Source organism: Methylocaldum sp. MU1018, from assembly GCF_053646775.1.
In genome coordinates this window covers 3,902,177-3,926,916 of record NZ_CM132195.1, presented here as the reverse complement: position 1 = coordinate 3,926,916, position 24,740 = coordinate 3,902,177, and the positions used below count along the sequence as shown (strand labels likewise).

Here is a 24,740-nt window from a genome sequence, read left to right as displayed (position 1 = left end):
GGGATCGCTTTTCGGTTATTCCTGCCTCGGCTGCAAGCCGGCGGCATCGCCGCCGGAAGGAAGGCTAAGGTCGGGGCAAAGTCCGCACCCCGCTAATCGGCCCCGGCGTCCGCCTTGTACGCTTCGGCATCCAGAAGGGCGTTTAGTTCGGAGAGATCGTCGGCCTTGACGCAGAATAGCCAGGCGGCATAAGAATCTTGGTTGATCGCTTCCGGAGCATCCGATAACGACGCGTTGACCTCGACGATTTCCCCGGATACCGGACTATAGATATCCGAAGCCGCTTTCACCGATTCGACCACGGCGCACGCTTCGCCGGCCTTGACCCGGCGGCCGACGTCCGGCAGTTCGACGTAAACCACGTCGCCCAGTTGTTCCTGGGCATAATCGGAAACGCCCACGCGCACATTCCCGCTCGCCTCCGGCTTCGCCCATTCATGGGTTTTTGCATATTTCAAATCGTCCGGCAGTCTGCTCATCGTCCTACCCTGCTCCTGTTCGCCAAAAATAACCGACAACTGCGGTCAAATTACGGGAAAACTCAGCGATGGTAAAGGGAGAGCAAACGGATCATCGATTTCCGGCGATGATTGCACGGAAAAGCCGATGGTTTACGCAAGCCCAAAGCACGGCCTTGCACGCCGCCCGGCTAACGCCGGTAACGATAATAATGAGGACGAGGACTACGAAACGGCTGACCGGAACCATAAGGCCGCTTGTCCCAATGGCGGTGCGGCTCATCGAAGCGATAGGGCCGCCTGTCCCAGTAAGGGCGATAATAAGGATCGAACCCATAAAAATGCCGGTCATAGCCATAGGGTCGTCCGTATCTGTAAGGGTGGGCGCCGAATCCATAAAAATAACCGTAAGGATAGTAATCGTACCGGTCGTAATAGCGCGGATATCCCGCACCGATACCTATGCGGTAATTGAAACCCGCGCCGCAGCCGCTCGTTAGCGCACCGACCAAGGCGAACAACAGGATCCGGAAAATTCGACGGGATTTCGGACGGAAATTCATAAATGACACCGCCGGCATATCATCGGCCGGCGTCACGGTTTCGATACTCTTTTAGACCCCGCCGTTACCAAAAGATCATTGATGCCAGGGTTATTTCCTTCGCGATTCGGTCGTACCGTTAAAGCCCGCAGCCGAAAAGAGTTGGCATGGTAAGTGCCTGTAAATCGCTGGTTTAAAAAGATTTTCAGCCATGACGAACCGGACAGGCATTATGGAAAAACAGGACCATTACCGCCGTATCGAGAAGGCGGTATCATTAATGCCCGTTTTGGACTTCGAACCCCGGAAAACGGCGTGCCGCCCGAAATCTTCGGAACGCCCGCCGAGCGTGCGCGTTTTCACATACCTTATCTTTAAGAGCTGACCGATGACTTTTCAATGTAAATCAAACAGTAAAGCCGCTTTGGCATTATGCTGGATTTTTCTTGGGTTCCTTCCGGTTCTCGCCCCTGCGGAAACTCTGCTCCCGCCTCAGCAAGTCATCCAGGAGACCTCCAATGCGGTGAAACAGGCTCTGCGGGAAAATGGCTATAAACTCGATATTCCCAAGGCGACGCGGATCGTCAAGGAGATTCTGGAGCCCCACGTCGATGTAGACCGCGCAGCGATGCTCATTCTCGGCAAGCACTGGCGAACCGCCACCCCCGAGCAGCGGGAACGCTTCAAGAACGAGTTCCGCATGCTGCTCATCCGCACCTACACGGCGGCATTTACCGAATATAAGGACTGGAACATCCGCTATTTGCCGCTCCAGACCCCGCTCGAGGACAAAAAGGCCGTGATCCGGACCGAGATCCTCCAGTCCGGCGCCAAGCCGGTCGCCGTGGACTACCGCATGATCGATGCCAACGGCGAGTGGAAGGTCTACGACGTGTTGATCGAAGGCATCAGCCTGGTGCAAAACTATCGCACGACCTTCAGCGACGATATCGCTCGGACCGGCTCGTTGGACAACGTCATCCAGGAACTGGCCAGGCACAACGCCGCCGGATCGAAAGCCTCGATCAACGGAGCGACTCGCTCGCCGGCCAGCTAGCGTCCGTTTACAAAATCCGAGTCCTCGCCGTGTCGCCAATGAGGGACATCTGACCCGGCGGCGACCGGTTGCCGGTTCATGGGCGGCGCACCGTCGCCGAACCGATCTCGCATGCTTGCGCCGCTTTTTGCGATGCTTTCGGGACTTTCGAAGTCCCGAAAGGCGGCAAAGATCGGCGTCCGGCCGAAATCCCCGACATCGCGCGTTCCGCAACGCGCGAGCGTATTCTTGGGTAATTTTTCACAGCATCAAATTTCGATTTTCTCTACCGTCTCGATCGGTGGGCAGAGAAGCGTCCGCTTTTTGTTTTCCGGCGTGATTCGCGGAAAAATCCTCGAGAAGAAAAAGCGGCTTCAAGTCCTTTTCCCAGGATTCATCCGCTTTTTCCGCATCATGAATATTTACGACGTTTACCTCTATCGCGACGGCTGCACCGAGATCATCAAAGTAGAAGCGGCAACCAGCCTTGAAGCCAAGGCGATAGCCGAATCACGCCTGGGCATTGCCGAGAGCGGGTTCGATCAGGACAGGCACGTATTCGCCGTCAGCGAGCGAACGGATCGGGATTCGTGGCGGAAATAGCCGTTCACGCCGACATATCCTCCGCAATTCCAGCGTTCCCGGTCTTTGTTGTTTCCGAACGAAAAGGCAATGTTTCACCGGCGCCGGACCGGCGGTTAGAGGATCATGCCCGGCATTCATGCTGTATTTACGATAACGCCCGATGATCCATAAAATTTTTCCAAATCAATGGCTTAATAAGCAATCCGTGGCGGATCACGGGCAGAAGCGTCGTAATGGGCGCTAGAAATATTATCGAGTCGATCTTATTATCCATGCGGGTGCACGAGACGTATTCGGCACCTAAAGTTCTAATCGTTGATAAAGGAGACCTCTCGATGAAAACTATAAAATCAATGGCCCTGCCCGGTATCTTGGCGTCGTGCATCCTCGCGCCCATCTCCGGTTGGGCCGAAACGCCCGGTTACCTGAATGTCAAAGAAGCGGAAGTCGAATGGGAAAGCAAAGGCAAGGGCAAAGTTCTCGACGTGGAAATAGAAACGTCGGAAGCGGTACCGATGGACGGCAAGGCCGGCGCGTTCGGCTATGGCATCTTGACCGACGGTACCAACAATGTCGCAGTCCTGGTGACCCATTTGCCGATACACGACAGCTCGCACGAAGATCCTAAAAGCGGCTTTCATACGCATGTGCTGGATCTGAAGCAACCCACCGCGGCTTGCCCCGGAGCCACGCTCGAAGTGGATCTGGAGAACTCCGGAAACAATACCGCCTTCGATGCCAATTATGCCTGGTCCATCAAAGGCACCAAAATCAAGATCGAAGGCATTCCGGTGGCCGATCTTGGCGATGCGGGCGTGGAGAATCTGGTGACCTTCACCATCAAGCCCGTATTGGATGCAAAGCAAAATCCGACCAACCTCTGCGTGACCGTGGCGCAACAGATTTAAGCGCTTCCCCCTGATCGATCGAGAAGGCTGCTGGCGGTGCTCGGCGCGCCGCCGGTTGCCGACGTCGACCGATCTGCGCGCCCGATCGTACATCGGCCTAAATCTGGAGTGCCTGTCGGCTCGATCCGGGAAACGTCCGATCAGGGTGAAAAAAAGCCCCGGTAAACCGAGGCTGCAAGTGAGGTTAAGAGGAGAGTAAACAACGTGCCGTAAAAATTTTAGGCGACAGCTTTTATTACAGGAAATATTAAAAATACTGATCGTTATTCCATTCTTAAATAAAAACCTGTCCTGCACCCCTATCGCTGCATTTATCCGACCGGACAAAGCCGGCTCCGGCACGATACCATCCCATGCTTTCTCCGCCCTAAGATGTTCCAGCGCATCGCTCACCCGGCTCATCGAAAATGCTCGACTTTCGGCAAAAATCCAGCAGGGCGTCGATCATGCCCCGCGAAGCGACACTCTTTTCGTCCTGAAATCAGACGCATCGCGAAATAACGGCTGGAAAGGCGGCCCGCAGTCCCAGAGTTCTCTGACGACCAATAGGTGCGCATGATTGTCATGATGAACTGGCGCAATCCAAATGCTTCGCCTTCCCTCGGCAGCCCGGCTGAGTTTCGCCTGGGTCGGTTTTTTGGGGATTGATCGCAACGTTGACGCAATCGCGTGCCGATACGGTCTAACAGTCAGAACGGGTCCGTGTCGCCGCTTTGACGAAAAAGGAAGACAGGCCCGGAGCGGGCGCCTATCAATGATCGAGGGGAAACCGCTCACGCAGGAGGTGATCCATGAAGCGGGTGGCGGAGTCTTGACGATCGACTGAAACTCAGCGGCGAGCAGACGGAAAAGATCACCCGCATTCACCACATGCAGGATCGCCGGAAGTTGTGCAATACGAGTCCTATGGATGTATTGGCCTACAAGGATCACACGCCGTTTGGCTACTGAAACTGTCGCTAAGGGAGTAGACGCATAATCCAACTGCCGGATGCGCAAGGAGGCATCTATGAAACGAAGAAAATTCATATCCTCATCCCTGGCCGCCGGCGCGCTCGCAGGCGTCAACCTGATCGGAAAGCGAAGCTCGGCCGCCACGCCGCCCAATGGTCCGCCCAATATCCTGTTCATCCACGTCGACGAAATGCGCTTTCCGACGGTATTTCCGTCCGGCATCAACAATGTCGGTGAGTTTCTGGCCAAATTTATGCCGAACACCCATAAGCTGTGGCGGAGAGGCGTCAAGTTTGCCAACTATTACACGGCATCCGCCGCCTGCAGCCCATCGCGCGGGGTTTTTACCACCGGCCTCTATTCCCAGCAGAACTGGGTGACCCAAACGATAAGGAATTTTCCGGGACTTCCGGGTGGGGCCTTGCAACCGGTGCTCGATCCCGGCTTCCCGACTTACGGTTCGTTGCTGAAGCGAGCCGGATATCGGACGCCGTATTTCGGGAAATGGCACATATCGGTGCCCAAAGCGCCGGAGGATGGAGGGGATGGGCTTGCGGCCTATGGTTTCGATGACATGATCTATCCCGATCCCACCGGCGCCAACCTCCAGGGTACCGTGGGATACGAGCCCGATTTCCATAGCGACCAATACATCGCGAACCAGGCGGCCAACTGGCTCAGCAAGCGGACTGCCGGGGAGAGCCCCTGGTGCCTGACGGTCGGTTTCGTCAACCCGCACGACAAGGCATGGTTCTGGGCCGGCACCGAGTATAAGACTTACGCCGCGCTCTTTCCGTCAGGCAAATTTCCGCCGCTCGTCAACTGGGCGGATGAGGATTTGGCGAAGGATATCTCCTGGGGCCAAAACCCGCTCAGAGACCCGCCCTCATTCGGATATCCCCCGATTCCTCCGAACTGGGAATCGGCGGATCAGGTTAAAGCGAACAAGCCATCGACCCAGACCTTCTGGCGCCTTTTCACGGCGGCCAACTGGGGAGGAATTAGCGACGACCCCAAGCAGAGGAAGTTCACGACCGCGCGCTATCCGGACGTGCCGGCAGGCAAATTTAGCATGGCATTCGCCCCTTACAGCTATTGGCAGCGGGGTCTCGACCTCTACACTCAAGTCATGAGTCAGGTCGACGTCCACATCGGAACGGTGCTCGACGCTCTGCCTTCTGCGGTCGCTGATAACACCATTATCGTGTTTACCGCCGACCACGGCGATTACGCCGGCGCCCACGGCTTTACCTCGGACAAGATGGGCACCTGCTATCAAGAGATCGTCAACGTGCCGCTGATCGTCGCCGATCCGACGGGCCAATTCGCCGGCGACATCGACACCGTCCGCGATCAGCTCGCCTCGTCGGTCGACCTGGTCCCGATGCTGGTGAGCCTGGCTCATAACGGCAGCCGACACTGGATCACCCGCGGCCTGCGGGGGCTGTACGGACGGCGTCACGATATGATTCCGCTCCTGAAGTCGGCCCATGCGCCGGGGCGCCCTTATGTGCTATTTACCTTCGATGAGCTCGCGCCGAGATACAACTTCAACGACTCGCCACCTCACGTCCTCGGGCTTATCACCAAGAACGCAAAACTCGGCGTCTACTCCCGCTGGCAACCCCAGACGACGACAATCGACCAGAGCTCGATCGAACTCGAATTTTACGATTACGCCACCGCGGGCGGTCGCGCGGAAACAGAGAACACTCCGGACGACCCCCGCGTCCAGAAGATGCTTAATCGGCTGCTGACCGACATCATCCCCAACGAATTGCAGGCCCCGCTGCCTTCGCCGTACGGCCGCGCGCAAACTCGGGCGCGCCTCAAATACCTCGTGTATGAGGGGATCGCGAACCAATTGGGGGTTCACGACACTGGTCTGGTCATCGGCCTATGAGCCACGCTCGAAAGTTGTGGATGAGGGGATGAAGGAGGCGGCGTATTCTTGATGATCCTCGGGGCCATCGATTTCTGTTGAAAAGAGCGAATGCGCCATACATGAAGACAAGAGCATTTCGCTGAAGAACCCAGGGGCATCGGCGATCGGAGTCGGTGCCCTGACGGAACTGTTGCGGGAAGGCGTACAGCGGATGCCGGCGGCAGCGACCACAGACACGGTGTTTTGAGCTTGGCTTGCTCGTCCGATGTGCTGCACGGAATCGCCGGATCATTCCCGAGCGCCGGCTTTGCCGTAATACGGGCCGAGATATTATCGGTAAATCACTGGCTTATATGGCGTCCCCAAGGGGGTTCGAACCCCTGTTGCCGCCGTGAGAGGGCGGAGTCCTAGGCCGCTAGACGATGGGGACGTAACGGGAAGACGGATACATTACCGCGAGATGACTATTTGAGCAATCCCAATTTAATTCTCTCTTCGTCTCAAGTAGCAGTCTCCGTTTGCTTTTGGCCCCATGCGCGCCGGGCATGGGGCCGGTCTTGCGACATCGATTTTACGGACTGCGGCGGAATGCCTCCTCAAGAAAGCAGTGCTTCCGATCAGTGACTCTCGATAACCTCGCGGATGATGGCATCGGCCATGTGCTGGGTGCCGTAAGGCGAATTCTTGTTCAGGTCGGGCGTCACGATCTTGCCCTCGCGGATCACCTTCCGAACGGCTTGTTCGATGTTCCGGGCCGCCTGCAATTCTCCGATATGTTCAAGCATCGTGGCGCCTGCCAGAATCATCGCGGTCGGGTTGGCGATGCCTTTGTCGGCAATGTCCGGAGCGCTGCCGTGCACGGCTTCGAACAAGGCGGCATCGGTACCGATGTTCGCGCCCGCAGTGAGCCCCAGGCCGCCGATGAGTCCTGCCGCCAAGTCAGAGAGAATGTCCCCGAACAAGTTGGTGGTGACGATCACATCGAAAACTTCGGGCTTCATGACCATTTGCATGGAGCATGCGTCGACGATTTTGTCTTCGAATTCGATTTCGGGATAGGCTTTGGCGATTTCCCGGCCGATTTCCAAAAACAATCCGGAGGTGCACTTGAGGATGTTGGCCTTGTGTACCAGAGTTACTTTCTTGCGCTTGGCTTTGCGGGCATATTGAAAGGCATAGTCGATGATCCTTTCGGAGCCTTTTTTGGTGATGACCGCGATACTTTCGGCCGCGATCTTTTCCGCATCGACCTTGATGAAATGCTCGATGCCGGCGTACAGACCCTCGGTATTCTCGCGTACGGTCACCAGATTAACGTTTTGAAACGGCGTGGCGGTGCCTTCGAAGGAAATGGCCGGACGGACGTTCGCATACAAGTTGAATGCCTGGCGCAGGGCTACGTTGACGCTTCGGTAGCCGCCGCCGACCGGCGTGGTGAGCGGGCCTTTAAAGCAAATACGATTTTTCCGAATCGACTCGATCGTCGCATCGGGCAGAGGATTGGCGCATTTCTCGACGGCCGCCATGCCGGCCGATTGCCGTTCCCAGTGGATTTTTACACCGGTTGCCTCGATCACGCCGACTGCCGCGTCAACGATGGATGGGCCGATACCGTCCCCGGGAATGAGGGTAATCTGATGCATGCAGAGAATTCCTTACTTTTGAGTCATGAAATGATTGGGCTAGGGCGGATTATCCAACAGTAAACGATAAAATTTAAGCGAAAGAAGGTCGGCGGGATCCGGCGACGAAGGCGAATCCGGAAAGATGTCCTTCGTCCTCGGACGGATCGGCGACCGGCCTTTCGAGCGGCGATAGTTTCTGATAAATTTACTAAGGTATTTGATCCACTTTTTAACGGGATAGTCGGTATGGACGTTACAGAACGCATCAAGAAACAACTCACCGAGAATCCGGTAATCCTTTACATGAAGGGCTCTCCCGACTTTCCGCAGTGCGGCTTTTCGGGGCGGGCGGTGCAAATCCTGGAGCACTGCGGAGTCGAGTATGCCTATGTGAACATCTTTGAAGACCCGGATCTGCGGGAAGGCCTGAAGATCTTTTCTCAATGGCCGACGTTTCCGCAGCTTTACATCAACGGCGAACTGATCGGCGGAAGCGACATCATGCTGGAACTGTTTGAAAGCGGCGAGTTGCAGAAACGGCTCCGCGAAGCGGCTTCGACACCGGCGGATTCATCGGAATAATTCGTCCGGGCTACCTTTCTCGATCGTCACCAGATCTTTCCAGCGGTTCACGATCGTGCAGAACAGACGTGCAGTCTGCTCGGCGTCGTAGATTGCGGAATGCGCCTCGTCGTTGTTCCACTCGAACCCTGCCGCTTGCACGGCCTTCGCCAGCACGGTCTGGCCGTAAACCAGACCGCCTAAAGTAGCGGTGTCGAAGGTGCTGAACGGATGAAACGGATTCCGTTTGATTCCGCACCGCGCCACCGCAGCGTTCAAAAAGCCGATATCGAATGCGGGATTGTGCCCGACCAAGATCGCACGGCTGCATTCGGTGCGTCTGATAGCGGCGCGAATAGGCTGAAAAATCTTCGAGAGCGCTTCTTTTTCATCCACCGCCAGCCGGAGCGGGTGGTAGGGATCGATTTTGTTGAAACTCAGGGCCGCAGGATCGATGCGTGCGCCTGGAAACGGCTTGATATGGCTGGAATGGGTCTCAAGGATGTGCAGATGGCCGTGGCTGTTCATTTCGGGAATGACCACGGCAATTTCCAGCAGTGCATGCTCCGACGGGCTTAAACCCGAGGTTTCGATGTCGACGATGACGGGCAAATAGCCGCGAAAGCGGCGCGCCATGCAGGGAAGGTCTTGATTAGGCATTATTTGAGTGCATTTTTTTCTCGACTACGCTTTGCAAGCCCATTATATTTTCCCGTTAGCTCGAATTTAAGTTCATGCCAGATCGAAGCTTGATTCCGGATATGCTAATTTTAGAAAAAGCCTGATCGACTTCGAGATAAGGAACACAAAAATGAAAACAACTCGCCAGTCACACCCTTTACTGCCGGTTCTCGGGATCGCGCTCATCGTGAGTCTCGCCGGCTGCGCGACCGCCACCAAGCATGATCCCCGCGACCCTTGGGAAGGGTGGAACCGCGGCGTTCAGAAATTTAACGATACCCTGGACGATTATGTCATGAAGCCCATAAGCGAGGGCTATCAATGGATAACGCCTTCGTTCGTCGATAAAGGCATCACCAACTTCTTCAGCAATGTCGACGACATCGGCGTAATTGCCAACGACCTCTTGCAATTCAAGCTCCTTCAAAGCGGACAAGACACCGGCCGATTCCTGGTCAATACGGTTCTGGGCGTGGGTGGGTTCATAGACGTCGCTTCCAAGCTCGACCTGCCGAAACACAACGAAGATACCGATCAGACGCTGGGCGCCTGGGGCATTCCGTCGGGCCCCTATTTAGTACTGCCGTTCATCGGACCGAGCACGCCTCGCGGCGCCATCGGCTTGGCGGGAGACACCGCCGCCAATCCCATCAACTGGATCAATCCGGTCCCCATTCCTTATGGAGCGGGTACTCTTAAAACGATCGACATGCGCGCCGATCTATTGAGCGCCACCAAAATCGTGGACGAAGCCTCGGTCGATCGTTACGAGTTCATTCGCAATGCTTACTTTCAGCAGCGCAACTACTTGATTCACGACGGCAATCCGCCCATGGACGATGAACTCGAGCAGGAAATGGATCTTGAATTGGAAGGCTTGAGTTCATCCAACGGAACCGCCGAAGGCCAGGAAAAGCAGGAAAGCGCTCAACCGTAGGCGTTGCGCCAGAGAAGGATAAGCCCGTGCCGGTTTATCCTTCTGCAGCGCGTTTACCGTGAAATCCGCTCGTACCGCGATGGCCAGAGCATGGCCGCTTCGGTTCGAAGCGACGGCTTTTTACAACGGAGTCCGGAACCCTGTCGCCCAAGCCCGAATTCGTCGGTGCAGGAACTCCCGCTCAGGCCGTCGCCACGATAAGCGGCACGAACATCTCCTCCGAGCTTGTCCCGCCGTGGACGCCGATTTGCAAATAGCGGCGTTCGCCGGGAAGCCAATCCTTAATCACATAGTTTTCCTTCATAATCAACGTGTAATCGCCGATGCGTTCGGCCAGTCGGGGATGGGGCGGGCCTAAGCCAAAGTAACCGGCGGCCAGTAAATCCCGGCTCGGATGCAATTCGAGGTAAGCGGCCAAATGATCCTGCACATAACGTTCGAAACGCCGCGCCTCGCCGGATTTCACGTAGCAATACGCGGCGCGCCGTTCGCCGCATAAAGGCAAGATCAGGCATTCGTTCAGTTCCGGATGGTCGTCCAGTTCGATGATCCGGGTCGCGTCGCTATCGATCTGACCGTGGTCTGCCGCGACCACCAGCAGGGTATCGGTTCCGGCAATCTGCTCGAAAAAAATGCTGAAGGCGCCGTCCAGTTCGGCCAGATGCCGTTCGGCTTCGGGGCCGCCCAATCCATTCTCGTGGCCGATATGGTCGAGATCCGGCCAGTAGGCATAAATGAATTTGCGGCGCTCGTCCTTCCGAAGGGTTCGCGCGATGATGCCGAAAAAGTCATCGAGTGAATCGAACGCCCGCAATTCGGCCCTGCCTCGATGCGCCAGGTTGAAATCGGAATAGGCTATGCGGCGCGGGGAAACGATATGGCAAGGCAGCGGGATGCGGTCGAAGACCGGCTCGTGACCGAGCAATTTTCCCATCTCGATGTCGCATTTCCCGACAGGCGCCCCGCCGTATCGGGGTGTGCCCGGCAATACGGAGAGTACAGCCCCCAGTTCCTTGAAATACATGTGCCATCCGGTCAGGCCGTGCTGCTGCGGCGCCAGTCCCGTCAAGAAGCTTGTTACGGCCGTCGCGGTGGTGGATGGGAAGACGGAAGTCAGGCGATCCCGAAGGTGCCGGCGTAAAAAGCTTTCCTGGCTCCTTCGGGTCAGAAATTCATAACCCATCCCATCGACGACGATCAAAACGAAGTTGCGGTATGCGCCGACTTCCGCCGGCGGCAGACTGGCGATGGGAGCGTAGCCGTTCGATACGCCGCCGAGCCCGGTTAGCAGCGAGCTCAGAAGGTTTACGATACCAGAGCCTTCGTAATCCGGTAACGGCATGCGAGTGTTGTCCTTTGACCGGCATCGCCGCCGCTTCGGGCGACGTTGCATTTTTTGACCGTCTTCAAGCGCTGATCAACACCATCGCGATCAGCCCCAACACGATTCCGATTCCTTGCCTGAGCGTAACCGACTCGTTCAGGAAAAAACAGGCCAGAACGATGGCCAGGATCGGATACAGCGCCGTAGCCGTCGAAACCGGGGCAACCGGGCCTTTGGCCACGGCATAAAGATAAGCGAAAGCCCCCGTCGCTCCGGAAATGCCGGTGCTCAGTGACAGCGCGATACCGCGCGGTTCCGTCGTCGGCTTGAAAAGGATCAGGACGGCCAGCGCCACGATGAGACCGCCTGCGGCCTCGTAAACGATGGCGCTTTTGGGATCGATGTAGCGCGTGGTGAGTTTCGGGAGGAATGCCCACACACCCCAGCAGATGAACGCCGCCGCCGCAGGCAAGAACCAGGGAGTCACCGAAGCTCGGGCAAGCCGTCGATGGCGCGGATATCGTCCGAGTCGAGGCGGATTTGCACGGCGTGCATGCTGTCCGCGATGCTGGCCGGCTTGCTGGCGCCCGGAATCGGAATGATGTGCTCGCCCTTGGCCAGCAGCCAGGCCAGGGCGATGCCGTAACGGGACGAGCGGTGCTTTTCGGCCAGACGTCCGAACAGTTCGCTGTGGTCGAGGCGCGCATGGCCATAGTGTCCGCCCACCGGACTGTGGGGAATATACGTGATGCCCCTGGAGCGGCAAAAATCGATCAATCCGTTGGCGAAATCCTGCTTTTCGAACGGATTGCAACGGTTCTGCACGGAAACGATGGGGGCGCGATCGAGAGCCGTCCTAAGAATGTCCACGCTGACGATATTGGACAGTCCGATATGCCTGATTTTGCCTTCGTCGCGCAGCCTGATCAGTTCATCCAGCGAAGGCAACAAGCCGATATTGGGATCCACGGCGTGGAGCTGGTAAAAATCGATACGGTCCGTTTTCAGGTCTCTGAGGCTTTGTTCGCAGGATTGCCGCAGAAACTTCGGGTTGCCGTCGATGATCCATTCGCCGCCCGGACGCCTGAGGCCGCCCTTGGTCGCGACGACCACCTGGTCCCGTTTGCCCAGCCGGTCCAGGATTTTGACGATAAGGCGTTCGTTGTGCCCGATGTCGGCATCGTCCAGGCAATAAACGTTAGCGGTATCGATGAAATTGCCGCCGGCCGCGAGAAAGGTTTCGATGACCTGAAACGCTTGTTCCTCGCTGGGCCTGCCCTGGATCGACAAAGGCATGGCGCCCAGGCCGATGGCCGTAACCCGAATTCCGGTAGCATCGATTTCTCTTTGCATGATGTTTTTCTCCCGGCTGCGCGCGGCGCAGCAATACACCGGCCGTAGCGGGAATCATAGCACCGTTGGCGCACGGCGCGCTCGTGCGGTCCGGGCTCATTCCTCAAAGCGCGTTATCGACAGCTTCGGGACGGGGGCCTGAAGCGAAGCCGGTCGCACCCGAAGCCGGTTAAAGCCGCCGCGTTCCGCTGCGGCCGTTGCCGCCTCGGCCGGGAAATTCGCTTTTCGCGGCTTGCGTTTACGCAATTTTTGCGGGAGTGATAGAATGCGCCGATCACACAAACGCCGCTCATGCGCCCCCCTGATCCAGGATGCCCGTCAAGTCCAACGAACAGTCGACCCGGTCCGTTTCGCTCGAAATCAAATCGGGCTCCATTACGCTACCGATCCTGAAGCTATTGAACGGCGATCCAGGCGTCGTCGCCCAACAGCTTCGAGACAAGATCCGGCAGGCGCCGGAATTCTTTCGCAACGCCCCGGTGGTGATCGATCTCAGCGAACTGCCGGATTATGCCGATGTCGATTTTTTGGATTTGATCGACATCCTGCACGAACATCGTTTGGTTCCGGTGGGCACTCGCGGCGGAAGCCAGAGGCTGCAGGCGGCGGCGCAGGATGCCAGGCTGGCCGTACTCCCGGAGCACAAGCACGAAACCGGCAGCGCCGCTCCGGTTCCGGCGCCTTCCGCACCGAAAATCTCGGCGCAGACGACGACCAGGATTCCGAGCGGCAGCAAATTGATCGAACAGCCGATTCGCTCCGGTCAGCGGATTTACGCCTCCGGCGCGGACCTGATCGTTCTATCCCAGGTCAGCCCCGGAGCCGAGGTCATGGCCGACGGAAACATCCACATTTACGGTTCGCTTCGCGGCCGCGCCCTGGCGGGGGTGCAGGGAAACCTGGAGGCGCGGATTTTCTGTGCGGATCTGCAAGCGGAACTGATCGCCATCGGCGGCCACTACAAAATCAGCGAAAACCTGGAAGAATCCGTGCGCGGCAAACCGGTACAAATTTATTTGCGCGACAATTCTTTGATTATTGAAAATCTATAAAGCTTTTTGAATCTGGAGAGCACGAGTGGCGAGAATTATCGTTGTGACTTCCGGAAAGGGCGGTGTCGGCAAAACGACCACCAGCGCCGCCATTTCCATGGGATTGGCGTTGAAAGGCCACCGCACCGCCGTCGTCGATTTCGACATCGGGCTGCGCAACCTGGATCTCATCATGGGCTGCGAAAGACGCGTGGTCTACGACTTCGTGAACGTCATCAATCAGGAAGCCACCTTGAATCAGGCCCTGATCCGCGACAAGCGCTGCGAGAATCTTTACATCCTGCCCGCCTCGCAGACCCGCGACAAGGAGGCGCTCAGCCAGGAAGGCGTCGAGCGCGTCCTGAACGAACTGTCCGAGACGTTCGAATACGTGATCTGCGACTCTCCCGCCGGCATCGAGCGCGGCGCCAATCTCGCCATGTATTTTGCCGACGACGCGATCGTCGTCACCAACCCCGAAGTCTCTTCGGTCCGCGACTCGGACCGCATGCTGGGCATTCTCGCCAGCAAGTCCCGCCGCGCCGAACTGGGGCAAGAACCGATCCAGGAATATCTCCTGCTGACCCGCTATTCTCCGCAGCGGGTCAAGTTGGGCGAAATGCTCAGCGTGGACGACGTACAGGAAATTCTGTCCTTGCATCTGCTCGGCGTGATACCGGAATCCAAAGCCGTGCTCAGTGCGTCCAATGCGGGCACGCCGGTCATTCTCGACGACAAGAGCGATGCCGGCCAGGCGTATTCCGATGTGATACGCCGGTACCTGGGCGAAGACGTCCCCCACCGGTTCCTCGAAGAGGAAAAGAAAGGCTTGTTCGGTCGATTGTTCAGGGGTTAATCATGGGACTCTTGGATTATTTTCGAAGTTCTCGGCCGTCGAGCGCGGCTATCGCCAAAGAGCGCCTGCAAATCTTGGTGGCGCACGAACGCTCGCAGCGCTCCCAGCCCGAGTATCTCGCCGCCATGCAAAAGGATTTGCTGGAAGTGATCCGCAAATACGTGAATATCGATCAAAACGCCATAACGGTTTCCATGGAACAGGATGAAAACCGCGAGATTCTGGAACTCAACATCGTTCTGCCCGAAGACGACGAACGCAAGCGAAGCCCGCGCCGCTGAGCAGGGCGCCGTCGGTGAAACCATCGCCGGCACGGGCGGCCGGGAAGATCGGGCAAGCGGGGCGAAGCCGACCGGGGTTGCCGGCTCGGGAGCTGCTGAGACAGGTTCTGAGCAATAAGCTTCGGGTTTGGGACAATCCTGAAAAAGTAAAGCCGCAAAAGCGCCCTCGCCCCGGAAAGGGTCGCGACTCAAGCGACCGTTTGCGATCGGGAGGGTTGGAAGGGCGATTCGACAGGGCTTACTTTCTTGACGCACGGTCATTCGAGATCGCTGCTTTTCCCCTCCACCGCACTCGTCGAATTCTGTGGTATCGGCAGCATTTTTTCATATCGGTGATCGATACGGATTTGAACGTTTTCTCCAATCGCGGATCATTCGACGATGATACTTGAAACTTTGAGCGCGATGCGCGACCTCGGGCGGCTGCACGACATCGCCTCCATTCTGATCCGCTACGGTTTCGGCGACATAGTCAAACGCCTGGGGCTGGAACGGCTGCTGCAAAAGGCGGGACGGGCGCTCAACTGGACCCGTTTCGAGGAACTGCTTCGCCTCGACCCTCCGCAGCGTGTGCGCAGGGCCCTGGAAGAAATGGGGCCGACCTTCATCAAGTTCGGTCAGATTCTCGCCACCCGCGTGGACTTGTTTCCCTCCGATTGGATCGCGGAATTCGAGAAACTGCACGACAGGGTGCCGCCGCTTCCCTTCGCGCAACTGAGAGCGCAAATCGAGGAAGATTTGAGCGGCTCGGTCGGCGAAGTGTTCGTCGAATTCGACGAAACTCCCCTGGCCGCCGCCTCCATCGCCCAGGTGCACCGCGCCCGGCTTCCCGACGGCCAGCAGGTCATCGTCAAGATTCGCCGCCCCGGCATCCGGCCGACCATTGAGGCGGATTTGCGCCTGCTTGAACGGCTCGTGGCCGTCGTCGAGCGCGAATTTCCCGACATCCGCCGGCTCCATCCTCAAGAAGTGCTTCGGCAATTCAAGATTTCGTTGCGGAACGAGCTGGATCTGCTCACCGAAGGGCGGAACACCGAACGAGCCGCCAATAATTTTGCCGGCGATCCGGTCATCGTGGTGCCCAAAGTCTATTGGGAATATTGCGGCGAGCGGATCAACGTTCAGGAATATATCCAGGGGATCGCCGGACGGGATTTCAAGGCGCTCGACGCTGCGGGACTCGACCGCAAAGTGCTGGCTCAACGCGGCGCGGACGCCGTATTGAAGATGGTCCTGATCGACGGTTTTTTCCATGCCGATCCGCATCCCGGCAATTTCATTTATCTTCCCGAAAACCGCCTGGCTTTCATCGATTTCGGCATGGTCGGTTCGCTGTCCGAATCGCGCCGGGACCAAGTGGTGGATATGCTCAATGCCATCGTGCTCCGGGATGCCGCCACGGTGGTGGACGTGCTGCTGGACTGGGCGGGAGAGGCCGCGCCCAGCACCGAGCGCCTGATCGCCGAAGTGGGCATGTTCATCGACAAGTACCACGGGGCCGCGCTCAAGCAGCTCCGCTTGGATGACATGCTCACGGAAATGACCAGCCTGATGCGGGACCACCGGCTCATTCTGCCGCCGGATCTGACCATGCTGTTCAAGGCGTTGATCACGCTCGAAGGCACCGGACGGCAGCTCGACCCCGATTTCGACATCGTCGCCCAGGCTTCTCCGCTATTGCAGCAGGCCACCTTGTTTCGCTATCAGCCCGAAGCTCTGCTCAGGAAAGGACAGCGCAACCTCGCCAGCCTGATGTCGGTATTGAGTAACTTGCCGCAGGATGTCCGCAGGCTGATGCGGCTGCTCAGGGGGGGCGCCATAAAAGTCCAGGTCGACATGGGCCAGCTGGACCGTTTCGGGATGCTGATGGACCGCGCCGCCAGCCGGCTGACCGTCGGGATGGTGACCGCCTCGCTCATCATCGGATCGTCCATCGTCATGACCGTCAGCGGCGGCCCTACCCTGTTCGGCCTGCCCGCCCTCGGCGTCCTCGGGTTTACGGCCGCGGGCATCGGCGGACTATGGGTATTGATTTCGATCTGGAAGACGTCCTACCGGGAGAAAAGATAGTCTCGAACCGGTTCTGACACGGGCCCTATCCCGTCGCCGGAGACCGCCCGCGGCGAAATCGCGTTCGCGCGGGCGGTCTTTCTTTCCCGGAGTTTATGGATGATGCCCCGGGTTCGGTGCGGCAGTCGCTACCGCGTCTTTCTCGATGACGGTGCGGTCGTCGATCTTCAGCAGCGTAATGCCCTGATCCATGATGTAACGGCACTCGGCGCGCTTCGCCGAGCCGACGTTGTTCCAGATCAGCGTGACATACTTCACGTGGTCGCTGTCGGACTCGGACGGGCTGTAAGGATGAGCGCCGACTTCGTTCTTGACCGCCTCGGTGCATTTGTCCAGGGCCAAACTGCTGAGCAGGTTCGACGTTTGCAGGAAGGCACCCTGCATTTTTTCTTGCGGCGTTTCCCGAGATGTGCCGATGATGATGAAACCGACGACCATGACCGCGCCAAACAAGAGCAAGCCTTTGACGACATTCGATTCCATAATTCCCCCTTTTCGAGTGTGGTTGGAAACGCAAGCGACTATAGCAAAAAACCGAGACGGAAAGATTTTTCTTTGCGGAATATCGATAGTCGGCGTGAGCGACCGGGCGCGCGGGGTCAGCCGGGTTTTGCCGTGCCCGACTTTTTTCGCCGCACGCTTTTCGCGACCGCTTCCGCGGCTACTTCGAGATCGAACCGCTCCGGGTCGAAATCTCCGGCCCATTCGCGCAATTCCGGGTATTCCGGATGATCGGGGTTTGCCAGAGTTTCCAGCAGGTCGGCGTAGCCCCACGGTCCCCCGGAGTCTTCCGGCGGACAGGCCCGTTCGCCGGCCAAAAGACGCGGACCCTGGCCATCGTTCGGCAGTCGCTTCTCGATAGCGATTTCGTGCCACCAGTCGTCGCCGAAATCGTACCAGTAACGAAACTTACGGCGATTTCCAAGGGCATTGCTCAACCGAGTCTTTTTTTCCGAAATCGGCCTCGGTTCGAACCCGAACCCAAATCCGAAAATGTCCGGAGCGGTATCCCCGATCCGCTGCTTTCCCACCTCGAACTCGTGCATGTGGTAATCCTCCCAGCCCATGGCGGCCTGTATGACCCTGTGCAATTGGGCAAAAGTCAGATCGTCCGTCACCAGCACCCGGCGCCAAATGGGCGGGGCTATGTTCGAGAGGGTGATGCGGAGCTGGAGCAATTTCGCCGATGTTTTATCCATAGGCTTTGGTCTGATGGGATAGGAATGGCTTATCTGCTGGGTGGCCTGACACCGCCCTTACGTTTGATACCGAAACCAACTCGGAAAATGTCTGGCATGTTGTAACGCCTGTCTTCCGTGCGGTAAAGCACCGCGAGTTCGATCAGGTCGTCTACCAAGGCTTCCGGCGTGCCTTTCCGCACCGCATCGCTGCTGTAGCGGCGCGGCGGCAGACGCTCGTTCCGCTTGGCCTCGGCCAGCGATTGACCGATAACCGCCTTGGTCCATCTTTCAGTCAGCTCCTCGAATTTCAGCGGAACCGTCGCACCTTTCAAGGCTGCCAGAAGCGGTCCGACCCACGGGTAATCCTCCTTGATTTCGCGGATTCTAATATTCGACGCCTCCGCAACCCCTTGATGTATGCCCTCATAATGAGGGCTGCCCGAGCGGGCCAAATACCACGCCCACATCGCGAAGGCCGTCGTTCGGCCGACGCCGCCCTTGATGCTGAAGGCTACCGCCGTTGGCAGCGGCGGACGTTCGACAAGAGGTTCCCGAAGCCAATCCTGATTGGTTTGCAGGCGATCGACCAGCCAAACGTTCGGTACATCCGGCAAACGAACACGGTCCGGCGACCCGGTGACGTCGGAAGCGTCTATCAGATCGCCGATCCACATGCCAGTCGGAAAATGGATTACGAGCTCTGAGGAGTGCGGGCAGTGTACGGGAAACCTTCTCAATGCTTTGATGCCCTGCTTTATTCCAAAGCACGTTGATGTGATGCTTGTATTCGTCAAGTAAACAGCTGCCATTCGAAAAGGCGGGCAACATATGCAAAACGGTTTTAATGGCACATTCGGCGGCTAAGCCATAGAGTTGATCCGCATTCTCCAAACGCTTTTCCCGATCTAACAGTAGTGCATCCCCCCAGTGCCGCAATGCGGCATGGGCGTAATTTTCTCCCATCGTCCCCCCGATAATTTAGAAATTACGCCTTACGATAAATCTCCGCCCCGCCTTTCACGAACTCCTCCGCCTTCTCCTCCATTCCCGCCGCCAAGGCTTCGTTTTCCTTGAGACCGTGGGTCTGGGCGTAATCGCGCACATCCTGGGTAATCTTCATGGAGCAGAAATGCGGACCGCACATGGAGCAGAAGTGGGCGAGCTTGGCGCCTTCCTGCGGCAGGGTTTCGTCGTGGAATTCCAAGGCCTTTTCCGGGTCCAGGCTGAGATTGAACTGGTCCGCCCAGCGGAATTCGAAACGTGCCTTGGACAAGGCATTGTCGCGAACCTGAGCGCCCGGATGGCCCTTGGCGAGATCGGCGGCGTGGGCCGCGATCTTGTAGGCGATGATGCCGTCGCGGACATCCTGCTTGTTGGGCAGCCCCAGATGCTCCTTGGGCGTGACGTAGCACAGCATGGCGGTTCCGAACCAGCCGATCATGGCGGCCCCGATGGCCGAGGTAATGTGGTCGTAACCCGGCGCAATGTCGGTGGTGAGCGGTCCCAGGGTGTAAAAGGGCGCTTCCCGGCAAAGTTCCAACTGCTTTTCGACGTTTTCCTTGATCATGTGCATGGGCACGTGGCCGGGGCCTTCGATCATCACCTGAACGTCGTGTTTCCAGGCGATTTCGGTCAGTTCGCCCAGAGTCTTGAGTTCGGCGAACTGGGCCTCGTCGTTGGCGTCGGCGATGGAGCCGGGCCGGAGGCCGTCGCCCAGGCTGAAGCTCACGTCGTACGCCTTCATGATCTCGCAGATGTCCTCGAAATGGGTGTAGAGGAAATTCTCCTTGTGATGAGCCAGGCACCACTTGGCCAGAATCGATCCGCCGCGCGATACGATGCCGGTCACCCGCTTCGCCGTCAGCGGAATGAAACCCAAGCGCACGCCGGCATGAATGGTGAAGTAATCCACGCCCTGCTCGGCCTGCTCGATCAGGGTATCGCGGAAAATCTCCCAGGTCAGTTCCTCGGCCTTGCCGTCCACCTTTTCCAGCGCCTGGTAAATCGGCACGGTGCCGATCGGCACCGGCGAATTGCGGATGATCCACTCCCGCGTTTCGTGGATGTTCTTGCCGGTGGACAGATCCATGACCGTATCCCCGCCCCAGCGGATCGACCACAGCATCTTTTCCACTTCTTCCTCGATGGAGGAGGTGACGGCCGAGTTGCCCAGGTTGCAGTTGATCTTCACCAGGAAATTGCGACCGATGATCATCGGCTCGGATTCCGGATGATTGATATTGGCCGGGATGATGGCGCGGCCGCGGGCGACCTCGTCGCGCACGAATTCCGGGGTGATGAGCTTGGGAATGGATGCGCCGAAGGATTCGCCCGGATGCTGGAGTTTGTACATCTCGCTGACGGCTTCGAGGCGCTGATTTTCGCGGATGGCGATGAACTCCATTTCCGGCGTGACGATGCCTTTCCTCGCATAATGCATCTGGGTGACGTTCGCGCCGGATTTGGCCCGGCGCGGCCGGCGGATATGCTCGAAGCGGAGATGGGCGAGCGCCGGGTCGGCCTGGCGCTTGCGCCCGTACTCGGAACTCGGCCCGGACAGTTCCTCGGTGTCGCCGCGCTCCCGGATCCAGGCGTCGCGCAAAGCGGGCAATCCCTGGCGCAGATTGATGCGCGCGTGCGGATCGGTATACGGTCCGGAAGTGTCATAGACATAAATCGGCGGATTCTTTTCGGCGCCGAAACTGCCCGGGGTATCCGACTGCGTCACCTGACGCATGGGCACGCGGACATCGGGACGGCTGCCTTGGACGTAGATCTTTTCCGAAGCGGCGAACGGTTGTATGGAGGCTCGTTTGGCGGTTACGGCTTCGTGCAGGAATTCTTCGGGAAATGCGCTCATCGCTTTCTCCTGGAAAAAAACGGAAAAAGGGGCGCAGGCAAGACCGATCCATCGCCGGGCTCAGGACAGGCTTTCCTACGCCGGTGTTAACCGGATCAGGTTCGAAGGGTGTTTCTCAGCCCTGCAGGAGACGTTCAATGAGCCGTTTCGCGAAAAATCGACCGCGCCGAGAACCGCAGCAGGGCACCCCCAGCCTTACGGATAAAGGGCTAAGCTAAAGCAGAAACGGGGATTTGGCAAGGCAGGGGAATTGCTGATTATGCGGCGATTCGAGTTTGCGGCTTAATGGGCGAACTAATCCGAAACACGATTGGAGTACGCTGATGACCCAGGAGGATTTCGATGGAAACGGTAATCGAACGGATCATTCTCGCCTTTAACGGACATTGTTATGCCGTCGCCGGCGTCGTGATGGGCTTTTTCGACGATCCCGCCCAAACGCAGGAATGCGCCCTCAGGATCGCAAATCTGACCCATCACGAGGTCGAGGTTTTCGGCAATCAACTGACCCTGGTGCTTTAAAGCCCGGCCCCATGCTCGCCTGCTCTACCAGCTCCGAATGGCCGTCCGCGCCGATTTCGCGCGTCTCGACGCGAACCGCCGGTAGATGAACCAGAACCGCCACAACGTTTCCGGAACTTCGGGCAGGAGATGGTATCGCAGCCCGGGATCGAACCGGGTCTGTGGCTCGAACGCGTCGTACGCCAGCAGATCCTCGGCCATGATCCGACTGGCGCGAAAGGCTTCGGCAGACATCGGGACGATCAGCAGGCGCCCGCGCTCGAGTTCCGGCGCCGTCAGGGCCAGCAGCAGTCTTCCGTTGATCGTGTCGCCGCCCTCGATCAGGCGTCCCCCCGCGTCGCACCAGTAGCCGCTGGTTTCGAGGGCGATGTCGGCGGCGCCCTCGAAGCGCAGGCGGAAGGTATGGATCTCCAGATCCGGTTCGGTTTGCTGGCACTTTAACTTTATCATCGGCCTAATCTCCCGCGCGTTTGCTACGCGCGATAGGCTAAGACGAAGCCGACGCCGATTCCGTGACATATTCCCTAATTTCACTCCGTATAATATGTAGCCGGCTTCGGAAAAACACGGGCCGACGGAACCTTTGGACTTCATGCACGGTTTCGAGGCCGCCGAATGCCCCACTCTGTAGTGACGGATTCTTGCGATCGGGATTCTCTCCGGGATTTGATCATCGTGACGTCAGTCAACAACCGTCCTGTTCTTCGGCTCGCAAGCACGAGCGTCCGAAACGCCTTATGAGCGTTCGCCGTCGCCCGATGCGCGAAGGTTTTCGGCTCGTCCGCGCGCCGCTTGCGCTTGCGTTCAGCGGTTTGCTGCTCAGTTTCCTGCCGATTCTGGCGCAACTCGAGGAAGCATTCGGTCTCGGCCTGCTTTACCGCTTGAGAGGCGCGGAAAAACCTCCCGAAGACATCGTGATCGTGGGGATCGACCACGAGTCCGCGCTGCGCTTGCAGACGCCGAACGAACCCCAGTCATGGCCGCGCCGGCTCAACGCGGACGTCATCCGCAATATTCAAGCATCCGGCGCCGAACTGCTCGCGTTCAATGTCTTTTTTTTCAGCCCGGCGTCCGATCCCGACGACGACCGGGATATGGCCGACGCCATGCGCCGCATGGGACGCGTCGTGCTGACCGATTACGTCAAGCCTCGCCAGGTTTCCGCGGGCGTTTATCTGGAATCGGTCGTGCATTCCACGGACAAGCTGGCCGATGCGGCCCTGGCGACCGCGCCGTTCCTGCTGCCCAAGAACGACAACGGCGCAAACCGCTTTCTCACCCTCTTCGGAGACGAAGCCCAGGCTACGCTGCCGACGCGATTGCTGTTGGCCCATGCCCTTAACGCCGCCCGCGATGATTTGATCGGCACACTCGCGAGCGCGGCGCCCGATGCCGCGGATTTCTTCGAAAATCAACCGACCAGGCGCGGGCAGTTCGACGCTCTGCAAAGGAAACTCACCGCGTGGCTGCAATCGCGGGCCGATCTCTTGCCGATCCTCGGTGCCGATTTGCGGCAAAGAGCGATGTCCGAAAAAAACCGCCGGATGCTGCGCTCTTTGTTTCGCGTTCATGGCAATGCCGGAGAGCGTTATTTCAACCATTACGGCCCGGCCCGCACCTTTCCGACGATTCCCTACCACGCGTTTGCGGTCGCGCCGACCGAAGATCTCAAGCGCTCGCTCCGGGGCAAGATCGTTCTGATCGGGTATCTCGAGGATTTTCAGCCCGAAAATACCGAAGGTCTCTTCGATTCGCCGTATTCCACGGTCAGTTCCGTGGAACTGGCGGCGACCGCGCTGGCCAACCTGCTCGAAGACAAAGCGGTGCTGCCGGCGCTCACGCCGCTGAAAGAGCTTGTCGGGTTGTTCCTGTGGGGACTGGCGCTCGGTTCGTGCGCCCGTCTGCTCTCCCTTCAAAAGGCGCTGACTCTGATCGCGGCGCTGAGCGGGGGGTATTTATTGACGGCATGGGCCCTGTTTCGCGCCGACGGGTTGTGGCTGCCGCTCTTCATCCCGCTGGTTTGGCAGGCGCCGGCGGCCGTGGCGGGCTGCGTGCTCATCAGCTATCTGCGGCGGGTCCGGCGTCAGGAAAAAATGCAGTCGGTGATCGAACGATTCATTCCCGTAGACGTTTTCAGCCATCTGACCCGCGATGACGGCATGAAGGCTTTGCCGTCATACGGCCGCCTGGCCCACGGCATTTGCCTCGCCACCGACGCGGGGCGTTACACGTCCCTGGCCGAGACCGTGGAGCCGATGGCGCTCGCCGATCTGATGAACGATTATTACCGGGTCATCTTTCAGCCCGTGGCGCGGCACGGGGGATGGATTTCCGACGTCGTCGGAGACGCCATGCTGGCGATTTGGACCGCCGAGGGAGACGATTCCGAAATGCGGCGCAACGTGCTGCAAGCCGCTTTGGAAATTCAGCAAGCGGTCCGTCGATTCGAGCAAAAGCATGGGCTCGATTTTCCGGTCCGGATCGGCATTCATTGCGGCGATCTCCGCATCGGTTACGTCGGTACCGACAGCCGCGGCGAAATCCGGGCAGTCGGCGATACGGTCAACATCGCCGCGCGCTTGGAAGCCCTGAACAAGATACTCGGAACCGAAATCCTGGTGTCGGAAGCGGTGCTGGCCGGCATCGGCGAAATCCCGGCCAGACGTCTGGGGCAGTTTCTCCTGGCCGGGAAAACGAAACCGGTATCGGTAGCCGAATTGATATCGCGGCCGGACTTGCGAAAAGCTCATTTTCAGGCGTTTAATGCACCGTTTCAGGCGGCTCTGGCCCTCTTCGAAGCCGAACGGTGGTCCGAGGCCCATGCCGCATTCAGTCGGCTTGTCCTACAATTACCCGACGACGGACCGGCCCGGTTTTATCTCGAAACGTGCGAGGCGTATCTCGGGGGAGCGCGCCCGGCAGGCGTTCGGGAGCGCGGGATTCGTATCGAAAAATCGGACTCGACGCATCCGCTGCCCAAATGACCCCGGACTTGCGCGAGAAGAATTTCCGGCCCGGCGCTCCGACGGGGGAAGGAGCAAAAGGCACCTCGAAAAACCTGGCCGGTTCAGGCTTCGACAGGCTCGACAC

General features: G+C 58.3%; 24 protein-coding genes, 1 tRNA gene and 1 riboswitch. Of the genes, 12 read left to right on the top strand and 13 right to left on the bottom strand.

Features of this window, described 5'->3' with window-relative positions; translation table 11 throughout:
• Positions 1 to 92 precede the first annotated feature (92 nt).
• Both gcvH and ACWJKU_RS18010 read right to left on the bottom strand, forming a co-directional pair.
• Positions 93 to 479, bottom strand: a complete 387-nt coding sequence (gcvH, locus tag ACWJKU_RS18015) for a glycine cleavage system protein GcvH (protein WP_454144558.1) — start codon at positions 477 to 479, stop codon at positions 93 to 95.
• 170 nt (positions 480 to 649) lie between these two features.
• Positions 650 to 1,021, bottom strand: a complete 372-nt coding sequence (locus ACWJKU_RS18010) for a hypothetical protein (protein ID WP_454144556.1) — start codon at positions 1,019 to 1,021, stop codon at positions 650 to 652.
• A 367-nt stretch (positions 1,022 to 1,388) separates the two neighbouring features.
• Here ACWJKU_RS18010 and ACWJKU_RS18005 point away from each other — a divergent pair, with 367 nt between their 5' ends.
• From ACWJKU_RS18005 to ACWJKU_RS17990, 4 genes are all read left to right on the top strand, one after another.
• Positions 1,389 to 2,057, top strand: coding sequence for an MlaC/ttg2D family ABC transporter substrate-binding protein (locus tag ACWJKU_RS18005; RefSeq protein WP_454144554.1), 669 nt, complete (start codon positions 1,389 to 1,391; stop codon positions 2,055 to 2,057).
• Between the two features lie 393 nt (positions 2,058 to 2,450).
• Positions 2,451 to 2,639 carry a hypothetical protein gene (locus ACWJKU_RS18000; RefSeq protein WP_454144552.1) on the top strand — a complete coding sequence of 63 codons (189 nt, stop codon included), beginning with the start codon at positions 2,451 to 2,453 and terminating at the stop codon, positions 2,637 to 2,639.
• Positions 2,640 to 2,956: 317 nt separating this feature from the next.
• Positions 2,957 to 3,529 (top strand): hypothetical protein, encoded by a 573-nt coding sequence (locus ACWJKU_RS17995; RefSeq protein ID WP_454144551.1) that lies wholly within the window; start codon positions 2,957 to 2,959, stop codon positions 3,527 to 3,529.
• A 1,009-nt stretch (positions 3,530 to 4,538) separates the two neighbouring features.
• The gene (locus ACWJKU_RS17990) at positions 4,539 to 6,386 is read left to right on the top strand and encodes a sulfatase-like hydrolase/transferase (protein ID WP_454144549.1); all 1,848 of its coding nucleotides are present in this window, start codon (positions 4,539 to 4,541) and stop codon (positions 6,384 to 6,386) included.
• A 336-nt stretch (positions 6,387 to 6,722) separates the two neighbouring features.
• On the opposite strand, the gene ACWJKU_RS17985 is transcribed toward ACWJKU_RS17990, so the two are convergent.
• Together ACWJKU_RS17985 and ACWJKU_RS17980 are read right to left on the bottom strand one after the other, a co-directional pair.
• Positions 6,723 to 6,798 (bottom strand) — tRNA-Glu (locus ACWJKU_RS17985).
• 187 nt (positions 6,799 to 6,985) lie between these two features.
• Positions 6,986 to 8,011: an isocitrate/isopropylmalate dehydrogenase family protein gene (locus ACWJKU_RS17980; RefSeq protein WP_454144547.1), complete on the bottom strand. Its 1,026-nt coding sequence runs from the start codon at positions 8,009 to 8,011 to the stop codon at positions 6,986 to 6,988.
• A 228-nt stretch (positions 8,012 to 8,239) separates the two neighbouring features.
• Between ACWJKU_RS17980 and grxD the strand changes: the two genes are divergently transcribed.
• Positions 8,240 to 8,575, top strand: coding sequence for a Grx4 family monothiol glutaredoxin (gene grxD, locus ACWJKU_RS17975; RefSeq protein ID WP_454144545.1), 336 nt, complete (start codon positions 8,240 to 8,242; stop codon positions 8,573 to 8,575).
• On the opposite strand, the gene rnt is transcribed toward grxD, so the two are convergent.
• A complete protein-coding gene (gene rnt / locus ACWJKU_RS17970) occupies positions 8,564 to 9,214 on the bottom strand; it encodes a ribonuclease T (RefSeq protein ID WP_454144543.1) in 651 nt (216 codons plus the stop codon). The genes grxD and rnt overlap by 12 nt on opposite strands.
• A gap of 151 nt (positions 9,215 to 9,365) precedes the next feature.
• On the opposite strand from rnt, the gene ACWJKU_RS17965 reads away from it, so the two are divergent.
• A complete protein-coding gene (locus tag ACWJKU_RS17965; RefSeq protein WP_454144541.1) occupies positions 9,366 to 10,172 on the top strand; it encodes an MlaA family lipoprotein in 807 nt (268 codons plus the stop codon).
• Positions 10,173 to 10,353: 181 nt separating this feature from the next.
• Here the strand turns inward: ACWJKU_RS17965 and ACWJKU_RS17960 are convergent, their stop codons facing one another.
• The 3 genes from ACWJKU_RS17960 to ACWJKU_RS17950 all read right to left on the bottom strand — a co-directional run bounded on the left by ACWJKU_RS17960 (position 10,354) and on the right by ACWJKU_RS17950 (position 12,849).
• The gene (locus ACWJKU_RS17960) at positions 10,354 to 11,514 is read right to left on the bottom strand and encodes an alkaline phosphatase family protein (protein ID WP_454144539.1); all 1,161 of its coding nucleotides are present in this window, start codon (positions 11,512 to 11,514) and stop codon (positions 10,354 to 10,356) included.
• A 64-nt stretch (positions 11,515 to 11,578) separates the two neighbouring features.
• Positions 11,579 to 11,983: an EamA family transporter gene (locus tag ACWJKU_RS17955; protein ID WP_454144537.1), complete on the bottom strand. Its 405-nt coding sequence runs from the start codon at positions 11,981 to 11,983 to the stop codon at positions 11,579 to 11,581.
• Complete coding sequence (locus tag ACWJKU_RS17950; RefSeq protein ID WP_454144535.1) at positions 11,980 to 12,849, bottom strand: aldo/keto reductase; 870 nt, start codon at positions 12,847 to 12,849, stop codon at positions 11,980 to 11,982. Before ACWJKU_RS17950 ends, ACWJKU_RS17955 begins: the two co-directional genes overlap by 4 nt.
• Before the next feature lie 311 nt (positions 12,850 to 13,160).
• Here ACWJKU_RS17950 and minC point away from each other — a divergent pair, with 311 nt between their 5' ends.
• The 4 genes from minC to ACWJKU_RS17930 all read left to right on the top strand — a co-directional run bounded on the left by minC (position 13,161) and on the right by ACWJKU_RS17930 (position 17,087).
• On the top strand, positions 13,161 to 13,901 hold the full coding sequence (gene minC / locus ACWJKU_RS17945) for a septum site-determining protein MinC (protein WP_454144533.1): 741 nt from the start codon (positions 13,161 to 13,163) through the stop codon (positions 13,899 to 13,901).
• 25 nt (positions 13,902 to 13,926) lie between these two features.
• A complete protein-coding gene (gene minD, locus ACWJKU_RS17940) occupies positions 13,927 to 14,736 on the top strand; it encodes a septum site-determining protein MinD (RefSeq protein WP_454144531.1) in 810 nt (269 codons plus the stop codon).
• A 2-nt stretch (positions 14,737 to 14,738) separates the two neighbouring features.
• Entirely contained in the window at positions 14,739 to 15,017 is a 279-nt protein-coding gene (minE, locus tag ACWJKU_RS17935; protein ID WP_454144529.1) for a cell division topological specificity factor MinE, read from the top strand.
• Between the two features lie 381 nt (positions 15,018 to 15,398).
• Complete coding sequence (locus ACWJKU_RS17930) at positions 15,399 to 17,087, top strand: ABC1 kinase family protein (protein ID WP_454144527.1); 1,689 nt, start codon at positions 15,399 to 15,401, stop codon at positions 17,085 to 17,087.
• Between the two features lie 93 nt (positions 17,088 to 17,180).
• On the opposite strand, the gene ACWJKU_RS17925 is transcribed toward ACWJKU_RS17930, so the two are convergent.
• The 4 genes from ACWJKU_RS17925 to thiC form a co-directional block, all read right to left on the bottom strand.
• Positions 17,181 to 17,570 carry a hypothetical protein gene (locus ACWJKU_RS17925; protein ID WP_454144525.1) on the bottom strand — a complete coding sequence of 130 codons (390 nt, stop codon included), beginning with the start codon at positions 17,568 to 17,570 and terminating at the stop codon, positions 17,181 to 17,183.
• 116 nt (positions 17,571 to 17,686) lie between these two features.
• Entirely contained in the window at positions 17,687 to 18,286 is a 600-nt protein-coding gene (locus tag ACWJKU_RS17920) for a plasmid pRiA4b ORF-3 family protein (protein ID WP_454144523.1), read from the bottom strand.
• Between the two features lie 29 nt (positions 18,287 to 18,315).
• The gene (locus ACWJKU_RS17915) at positions 18,316 to 18,942 is read right to left on the bottom strand and encodes a hypothetical protein (RefSeq protein ID WP_454144521.1); all 627 of its coding nucleotides are present in this window, start codon (positions 18,940 to 18,942) and stop codon (positions 18,316 to 18,318) included.
• Positions 18,943 to 19,253: 311 nt separating this feature from the next.
• Entirely contained in the window at positions 19,254 to 21,128 is a 1,875-nt protein-coding gene (thiC, locus tag ACWJKU_RS17910) for a phosphomethylpyrimidine synthase ThiC (RefSeq protein WP_454144519.1), read from the bottom strand.
• Positions 21,129 to 21,183: 55 nt separating this feature from the next.
• Positions 21,184 to 21,329: riboswitch (TPP riboswitch) on the bottom strand.
• 141 nt (positions 21,330 to 21,470) lie between these two features.
• Between thiC and ACWJKU_RS17905 the strand changes: the two genes are divergently transcribed.
• Positions 21,471 to 21,650: a hypothetical protein gene (locus ACWJKU_RS17905; RefSeq protein ID WP_454144517.1), complete on the top strand. Its 180-nt coding sequence runs from the start codon at positions 21,471 to 21,473 to the stop codon at positions 21,648 to 21,650.
• A 24-nt stretch (positions 21,651 to 21,674) separates the two neighbouring features.
• On the opposite strand, the gene ACWJKU_RS17900 is transcribed toward ACWJKU_RS17905, so the two are convergent.
• Complete coding sequence (locus ACWJKU_RS17900) at positions 21,675 to 22,100, bottom strand: hypothetical protein (RefSeq protein ID WP_454144515.1); 426 nt, start codon at positions 22,098 to 22,100, stop codon at positions 21,675 to 21,677.
• 287 nt (positions 22,101 to 22,387) lie between these two features.
• Here ACWJKU_RS17900 and ACWJKU_RS17895 point away from each other — a divergent pair, with 287 nt between their 5' ends.
• A complete protein-coding gene (locus ACWJKU_RS17895; protein ID WP_454144513.1) occupies positions 22,388 to 24,634 on the top strand; it encodes a CHASE2 domain-containing protein in 2,247 nt (748 codons plus the stop codon).
• Positions 24,635 to 24,740 lie beyond the last annotated feature (106 nt).